Here is a 7,091-nt window from a genome sequence, read left to right on the forward strand (position 1 = left end):
CGGATGCAAGTCCGTGAGTTGAGTGTGAATTAACGTGTAAATGGTGAAATATGGCTGGAGTTGTCGGCGATTTGGGGTTGCTGGATCGTCAATCCGGCGTCATCTCCGGCGATCGCGGAGGCGGATTATTTTGATTCAAATTGTAAACATCAGGATGGGGCGGGCTTGCGGCGGGGGCGCGGCGTCTCGCGGCCGGTAATGCCGCGGTCGCGCGCCCACACAATGGCCGCGCTGCGGCGGTGCACGCCGATCTTGCTGTAGATGGTGGCCACGTGGTTGCGCACGGTGTTGCGCGAGAGATCCAGCGCGCGGGCGATGGCGTCGTCGTCCTGGCCCTGGCAGATCAGCCCCAGCACTTCGCGCTCGCGCTGCGTGAGCTGCGCGAGCTCGGCGACGTCGCGCGAGGGCGAGGGCTGGCGCAACTGCGCCAGCTTCTCGATGACGCCGCGGCTGAACCAGGACGTGTCGCGCATCACGGCCTCGATGGCCGCCAGCAGCTCCGATTCCGAGCGTTTGCGCTCCGTGATGTCCTGCATCACGATCAGCATCCGGCGCGAGCCGCCGATGGTGACGGGTTCGGCCGACAGCAGGCAATCCAGCACCTCGCCGTCGGGGGTGGCGAGCGCCATGTCGCGATTGCGCAGGCTCTCTCCGTTCTTGAGGCTGGCAAGCACGTCCTCGGTAAGGTGTGCGCCCAGGGCGGGCAGGGGCTGGCCGGCGGAGCGGGCGGCATCGGCGCCGGTGGCGGCCGCGAAGGCGTCGTTGGACTCCAGCACCGACAGGGTTTCGGCTTCGCACAAGGCCATGGGAGCCGGCGCCAGGCGAAAAGCGGTGGAAAAGCGTTCTTCGCTTTCGCGCAGCGCAAGCTCGGTGCGCTTGCGCGCTTCCAGGTCGATGAAAGTGAAGAGCATGCAGGGTTCGCCGTGCATGTCGATGGGCTGGCCCGCCACCACCACGAACTTGCCGGAGCCGTCGGGCAGCCGGATCACGCCTTCGCGCTGCGAAATGGTCTTGCCTTCGTTGAGCAGGGCCACCGCGGCTTCCTTGTCGGGGTCGCCGTCCAGCACGTCGAGCTCATAGGTGGACCGCCCCAGCACGGCCTCGCGGGTGTAGCCCGTCATTTCCAGGAAACCCGCGTTCACCTTCACGTAGCGCAGGTCGGACAGCCGGCAGATCAGGGCAGGGGCCGGATTGGCGGCGAACGTGCGCTCGAAGCGCTGTTCGGCGTCGAAGCGTTCGGTATGGTCGGTGAGGATCAGCACCCGGTACTCGGCGCCGGACTCGCCGTTCAGGCTGAGGCCGCGCGCGGCCACGTAGCGGACCTGGCCGGGGTTGTTCCGCGCATGCAGCTCGAACAGCACATCCTCGAACGACTGGCCCGCGGCCAGGCGGTCCAGCGGATACTGTCGGGGCGGCACGGCATGGCGGTTGCGGTATTTCAGCGCATAGCGCTTGCGGTAGCCCGCCGGCGTGCCGCCCAGGTCCGCGGGCTTGGTCACGGCATGCAGCGCGAGCGCGCTGGCATTGGCCCATGCCACCGCGCCATCCGGCTCCAGCACGATGATGCCCTCGCTCAAACCGGCGATGATGTGCTGCAAGTGCTGGCGATGCGCCTGCGGCGCGGCGGGAGATGCGGTCACTGACCCCTCGTTCGGTCGGATGGGCAACGGCATCAAGAATGCAGGCGGGCGGCGGGACTGTCCAGTGGCCAAAAAGGACGATGCCCCCGATGGACGCCGGCGCGACCGGCGCCCGGCCTGGAAAACGAAAGATCAAAACGCAAGGCCAAAACAAAAGGCTCCGTGAAATAACGGAGCCTTGCGTCGGGTTTCGTGCGTTCCGGTGTCCGGCGGGCCGGACGGCGGGAAAGCTTGGCGGAGCGGACGGGGCTCGAACCCGCGACCCCCGGCGTGACAGGAACGGTATCGAAGTCAATGTTTATGCGGGTTTCGAGCCAAATCGTATTCCAAAAAGTGTCAAAAACGTGTCGATTTCATGCGGGTTTGCAGACTTTTATTCCAAATTTTCTGACTCGAAACCTTGGGCCCAGCCCTAGGCAGGCTCAAGTACGCGCATCTCAATGTGCAGTCCAGCGGCAGCGGCCATATTGACCAGTGCATCAAGACCAAAAACATTGATTTTTCCACGCATCAGGTCAGAGACGCGGGGCTGGGTCACGCCAAAAATCTTGGCGGCTTCGGCCTGGCTCATCTTGGCGTGGACTATGTGGTGCCTAAGCGCCGTCATCAGGGTTGAACGAAGCTTCATGTTTTCCGCGACTTCCTGGGTGTCTTCGATGGCATCCCAGATGCTGGCAAATCGTTGGTTGCTCATTTGCTTAGTTCCTGCAATAGGTCTCGATAACGTTTCGAGGCCAGATCTATATCCGCCTTGTTGGTTTTCTGCGTCTTTTTCTGAAAGCAGTGGATCACATAGACGGCATCGGCGAACTTGGCGATGTAGATGACCCTGAAAGCGCCCTCACTATCGTGAACGCGGATTTCTTTGACACCTTGGCCCACTACTTTCATAGGCTTCCAGTCGTCCGGCTCCCAACCGTTTTGCACCTGATCGATCTGGTAACCCGCTTCGCGCTTGGCAGAGGGCGGGAAGGCACGAAGATCATCAAGTGAGGTTCCGAGGAACTCGACAGGCTTGGATGGCAGCATGCGAGATTTATACAATATTTTGTATGTTCTGGCAAGCTCAATGCTATCTCTTTACTGTCGTAGCGGCTGCTGGCTCAAAGATAGGCAGGGAACGTTCTCTAAGGGGAAGCCCTTGGGAAAGAACCCGCTACCTATCGCAGGCATGTACGGGCCCAGAAACGTCGTTTTTTGTGCATCTGGAATACGTTTTGCGTTCCCCGGCTGAACCCGCACTAGCGACCGGCCGTTTTCGACCCTGAGCTGACAGTCGGGTGGCCATTAGCCATTCTTCCACTTGTTTCTGAGGCTCTTTATTAAGGAGCGTGGCTTGGCTTTTTTATTTTCAGGAGTGAACAAGCAAACACATCCGCGCGGTAGCCCAAATATTCTCTCTATCTCCGCTTGAATCGTCTTTATGGATGCATCACCCCGGGCAACCCTGAATCTAGTGCCAATGGATTTTCTTTCCTCCGATAAGCCCTTGTCGCCATAATCTGCACTTATTTCGAGTAACCACCTAAAAGGTCGCTTGCATAAAGCTTTACTCGGTTTGCTTATGCGATCAATTTTTACTTTATAGCCATCAAACTCAAGATCATAAGCAATTCTGGATTCAACGCGCCTCACATTAATAGAGTTCCAGCATTTCCATTCTTTTGATTTTGTCGACACCTCAACATAACAAGTCAGCGGTTTTTCCTCATGATAATGAAGCATTAATGAGTCGGAAAGATCCAACCTGCTTCGCTTTGATTCCGCAATAATTTTATTGTCAAAATCCAGACAGGTTATTTTTGAGTGTGGCGGCCATTGAATCATTTTTTCAACTACCAATTTATTTCTCCGTATTTAACAAATCTATAAGCTTCCGGCATTCCGATAGCCGGGATCCAGCTTACGGCCGCTTTTGGCCGTAATCAGACGTTCTAGGAACCCCTGGTACAGGTGCTTCTTGCGATCGGGCAGGCGTCGCCTCCCGCACCCGTCGACGATCATACACGTCCCGGATCATCCGTTCAGAAGAGTGCAGTGTCGCATCCATCACATCATCATGGCCCGAGGCCAGTTTGTCCGTGATACCCTTGGGGCGGCAATCCTGAAGGGAAAAGCGCTGGAAGGGCGCGTTCTCTTCATCTGCAAGTGTCTGTGCTTTCACCATGAGCTTGTGCAGCATGATTTTCCAGCCGCCTTTCGTGTATCGCTCCCCGGTGCAGGTTCCAAACACAAAGCACTCCTGCGACGGGTTTGGACCTCGCAAGGAAAGGGCCTCATCGACCGTGGCTTTGAGTTCGGCACTCCAATGTATCAAGCCCACAATGGGCACATCACTACGTCGGATCTTCCCCGCCTTCCAGGAGATGCCTTGCTCGTTGATTTGCTGCACCTGGAGCGCTCGGACTTCAACAGAGCGGCGTAGGCATAGCCAAGCCGTCTTCAATGCCAAGGCAACCACCAGGTATTGCCCGCCCATCTGTCGGCCAGCTCTGACCGCCAGATCCATCTCAATGTCCGTCACCAAACGCGCGGTACGTTTGGTTTTTGACTTCTTCACCCGGTCGAACGGGTTGTTGATCAGGATGCCAAGCGTGACGGCATACTCAAGGATGAGTCTAGCCAATGCGATTTCTTTGTTGCCCTTCGCGGAGCGACCCTTGCTTTGAGCGTCGCGCAGATAGGTGTACGCGTCAACCTTGGTCAGCGCTGTGACTCTTCTTCTGCCAAAGGCCCGAATGAGTTGCGCTACCTCCCTTTCGTTTTCTGTCAATGTGCTATCGGCCCGTTTTTCTGCTGAGTCCGGTGGCAGGGTCTTTTGCCAGTTGAGCCAGTGCTTGGCAACGGCAGAGAACGTTTTGCTGTGTAGGCAGTCTTGTTGATCCCCTGTAGCTCGATGTATTGCTTCCTCCCGAAGTGCAGCGATTTCTTCCTGGTCGGAAATGTGGCAGCTTAGGCGAAAGGCCCATGTGCCATTGGGGCGTTTGTAGCCGATGGAATAGATTCTTACCCCGTGCCTTTCATAGACGCGAGAAGGTAGGGAACCAGCTTGGTGCTGACCATGCATGAAATATCTCCCTGATTTGAGTGTGTTAATGGATTCAGGGCTTGTGGCGCCGAGCAGCGGGTGGGGGCGCTCTCTGATGGGAGGCGTTTGCGAAAAGGGCCGCTATGTTTCGCAGGCATGGCAGGGGCGTCTGAACGTCGCTCGTTGTGCTCCTGGAGAGGGTATTGCGAAATGCGCATTGCGCATCGCATAATGAGCGGAGTGTAATGCGCACCCATTCGGGTGCATAAATCAGTAGGGGAGAGGGGGTAAGAATACCGGCGGCATGGGCCGGTATTCTTTAAGGTGACCCAACTCGGAAAGCTAGGCCTGGCGCGGCTTTCCAGCCAGCCCGAAAGTCGGATAGTCCAAACTTTGGAACGAAAAACCCGACTTTGGAATATAAATCAAGACGAAAAAAAAGCACTTAAATTACGTAAGTGCTTGATTTTATTGCATTCTTGGCGGAGCGGACGGGACTCGAACCCGCGACCCCCGGCGTGACAGGCCGGTATTCTAACCAACTGAACTACCGCTCCGCAGCGGTTTTCTTTCGTACTGCTGTGTCACTTGCCAGCGAGCTGGCGTCCCCTAGGGGATTCGAACCCCTGTACTCACCGTGAAAGGGTGATGTCCTAGGCCTCTAGACGAAGGGGACCCGTACAGATACTGCTTTACTGCAATGCTTCTACAGAGGAGAAACTGGTGGAGGTAAGCGGGATCGAACCGCTGACCTCTTGCATGCCATGCAAGCGCTCTCCCAGCTGAGCTATACCCCCAGGAATCCCTGTGTCCGCCGAGGCGAAAACAAGGTCTCACACTCTATAAAAGCAAAAAGCCCCGAAAACGGAGCCTGGGCATGAGCACGGCAGCGAGTGCTTGGCGGAGCGGACGGGGCTCGAACCCGCGACCCCCGGCGTGACAGGCCGGTATTCTAACCAACTGAACTACCGCTCCGCAGCGGCGTATTTCACTACTGTGCGCATTTCCACATGACCGTGCCAGCGAGCTGGCGTCCCCTAGGGGATTCGAACCCCTGTACTCACCGTGAAAGGGTGATGTCCTAGGCCTCTAGACGAAGGGGACTTGGACTTGTCATGCGGATTACTGCTCTTTTTACTGCAACTTCGCTTTCGACTGGTGGAGGTAAGCGGGATCGAACCGCTGACCTCTTGCATGCCATGCAAGCGCTCTCCCAGCTGAGCTATACCCCCGTATCCCTAATCAGCCCCGATGCGCCTGGATTAAAAGCGGGCGATACTGCTTTCTGCCGCTTTTTCGTCCCTCGCAGCCGGTTTTGTTTAGTGCCGTTGGCGAAGAAACGAGATTATGCACGAACTGAATTTGGCGTGCAAGTCGTTTCATAAAAAAAGTTAAAAACCGGGGGCGGAGAAAAATATGGCGGGAAAGCCGCGGCACGGCGGCTCGCTGACGGGCATGGCGCTTGCGGCGCGGGCCGACAGGCGGGCCGCCGCCTGCGAGACCGCGCGCGGCGCTATGATTTCGGGCAGTCCCAGCAGCCGGCCGGGCCGGCGGGAGATAGACCAGCATGAACTCGCAGACCTCGTTTCCGACCCGTCCCCTGGGCGCGACCGGCATGTCCGTTACGCGGATCGGGCTGGGCGCCTGGGCCATGGGCGGCAATGGATGGGCGGTAGGCTGGGGCGCGCAGGACGACGCGGATTCCATCGCCGCCATCCGCCGCGCCGTGGACCGGGGCATCAACTGGATCGACACGGCGGCGGTGTACGGACTGGGTCATTCGGAGGAAATCGTGCGCCGGGCGCTGGCGCAGATGGCGCCTTCCGAACGGCCCTACGTCTTCACCAAATGCGGCCTCGCCTGGTCGGAGGAGCAGCCGCTGGCCATGCCGCGCCGCACGGGCGCGCCGCCGGCATCCGGCGCGAGCTGGAGCATTCGCTGCGCCGGCTGGGCGTGGAGCGCATCGACCTCTACCAGATGCACTGGCCGGCCGGCGACGGCACGCCGCTGGAGGCTTACTGGGAGACGCTGCTCGATCTCAGGCGCGAAGGCAAGGTGAGGGCGGTGGGCCTGTCCAACCACAACCTGGCCCAATTGCAGGCCGCCGAGGCGCTGGGGCACGTGGACACGCTGCAGCCGCCGTTTTCAGCCATCCAGCGCGAGGCGGCGGCCGACCTCATCCCCTGGTGCGCGGCGCACGGCACGGGCGTCATCGTCTACAGCCCCATGCAGTCGGGGTTGCTGACGGGCGGGTTCAGCGCCGCGCGCGCCGCGGCCCTGCCCCAGGACGACTGGCGCAGCCGCAACGCCGAATTCCAGAGCCCCCGGCTCGAAAGAAACCTGGCGCTGGCCGAAGCCCTCAAGCCGGTGGCGGAGCGGCACGGCGCCACGGTGGCTTCGGTGGCGGCGGCCTGGACCCTGGC

Annotated in this window: 5 protein-coding genes, 6 tRNA genes and 1 pseudogene; 1 reads left to right on the forward strand and 11 read right to left on the reverse strand. The window is 59.3% G+C overall.

What is annotated here, in order from left to right; genetic code table 11:
• Positions 1 to 149: 149 nt before the first annotated feature.
• From AD428_RS10865 to AD428_RS10910, 11 genes are all read right to left on the reverse strand, one after another.
• A complete protein-coding gene (locus tag AD428_RS10865) occupies positions 150 to 1,640 on the reverse strand; it encodes a helix-turn-helix transcriptional regulator (protein WP_053244313.1) in 1,491 nt (496 codons plus the stop codon).
• Between the two features lie 412 nt (positions 1,641 to 2,052).
• Complete coding sequence (locus AD428_RS10870; protein ID WP_053244314.1) at positions 2,053 to 2,334, reverse strand: helix-turn-helix domain-containing protein; 282 nt, start codon at positions 2,332 to 2,334, stop codon at positions 2,053 to 2,055.
• Positions 2,331 to 2,669: a type II toxin-antitoxin system RelE/ParE family toxin gene (locus tag AD428_RS10875; protein WP_053245175.1), complete on the reverse strand. Its 339-nt coding sequence runs from the start codon at positions 2,667 to 2,669 to the stop codon at positions 2,331 to 2,333. Before AD428_RS10875 ends, AD428_RS10870 begins: the two co-directional genes overlap by 4 nt.
• Before the next feature lie 258 nt (positions 2,670 to 2,927).
• Positions 2,928 to 3,482, reverse strand: a complete 555-nt coding sequence (locus AD428_RS26065; protein ID WP_152968046.1) for a hypothetical protein — start codon at positions 3,480 to 3,482, stop codon at positions 2,928 to 2,930.
• Between the two features lie 61 nt (positions 3,483 to 3,543).
• Entirely contained in the window at positions 3,544 to 4,707 is a 1,164-nt protein-coding gene (locus tag AD428_RS10880; RefSeq protein WP_152968047.1) for a tyrosine-type recombinase/integrase, read from the reverse strand.
• 441 nt (positions 4,708 to 5,148) lie between these two features.
• Positions 5,149 to 5,225: transfer RNA gene (locus AD428_RS10885), tRNA-Asp, on the reverse strand.
• A 43-nt stretch (positions 5,226 to 5,268) separates the two neighbouring features.
• Positions 5,269 to 5,344 (reverse strand) — tRNA-Glu (locus tag AD428_RS10890).
• Positions 5,345 to 5,389: 45 nt separating this feature from the next.
• Positions 5,390 to 5,465 (reverse strand) — tRNA-Ala (locus AD428_RS10895).
• Between the two features lie 101 nt (positions 5,466 to 5,566).
• Positions 5,567 to 5,643 (reverse strand) — tRNA-Asp (locus AD428_RS10900).
• Positions 5,644 to 5,696: 53 nt separating this feature from the next.
• Positions 5,697 to 5,772, reverse strand: a tRNA-Glu gene (locus AD428_RS10905).
• Positions 5,773 to 5,824: 52 nt separating this feature from the next.
• Positions 5,825 to 5,900: transfer RNA gene (locus tag AD428_RS10910), tRNA-Ala, on the reverse strand.
• 383 nt (positions 5,901 to 6,283) lie between these two features.
• On the opposite strand from AD428_RS10910, the pseudogene AD428_RS10915 reads away from it, so the two are divergent.
• Positions 6,284 to 7,091: pseudogene (locus tag AD428_RS10915) on the forward strand (aldo/keto reductase); the annotation flags it as partial.

This window comes from Achromobacter sp. DMS1 (assembly GCF_001270295.1).

What these genes read in the sequence shown, in the direction of transcription:
- AD428_RS10870 (WP_053244314.1), bottom strand. Translation starts at nt 2,334, where the DNA reads ATGAGCAACCAACGATTTGCCAGCATCTGGGATGCCATCGAAGACACC.
- AD428_RS10875 (WP_053245175.1), bottom strand. Translation starts at nt 2,669, where the DNA reads ATGCTGCCATCCAAGCCTGTCGAGTTCCTCGGAACCTCACTTGATGAT.
- AD428_RS10880 (WP_152968047.1), bottom strand. Translation starts at nt 4,707, where the DNA reads ATGCATGGTCAGCACCAAGCTGGTTCCCTACCTTCTCGCGTCTATGAA.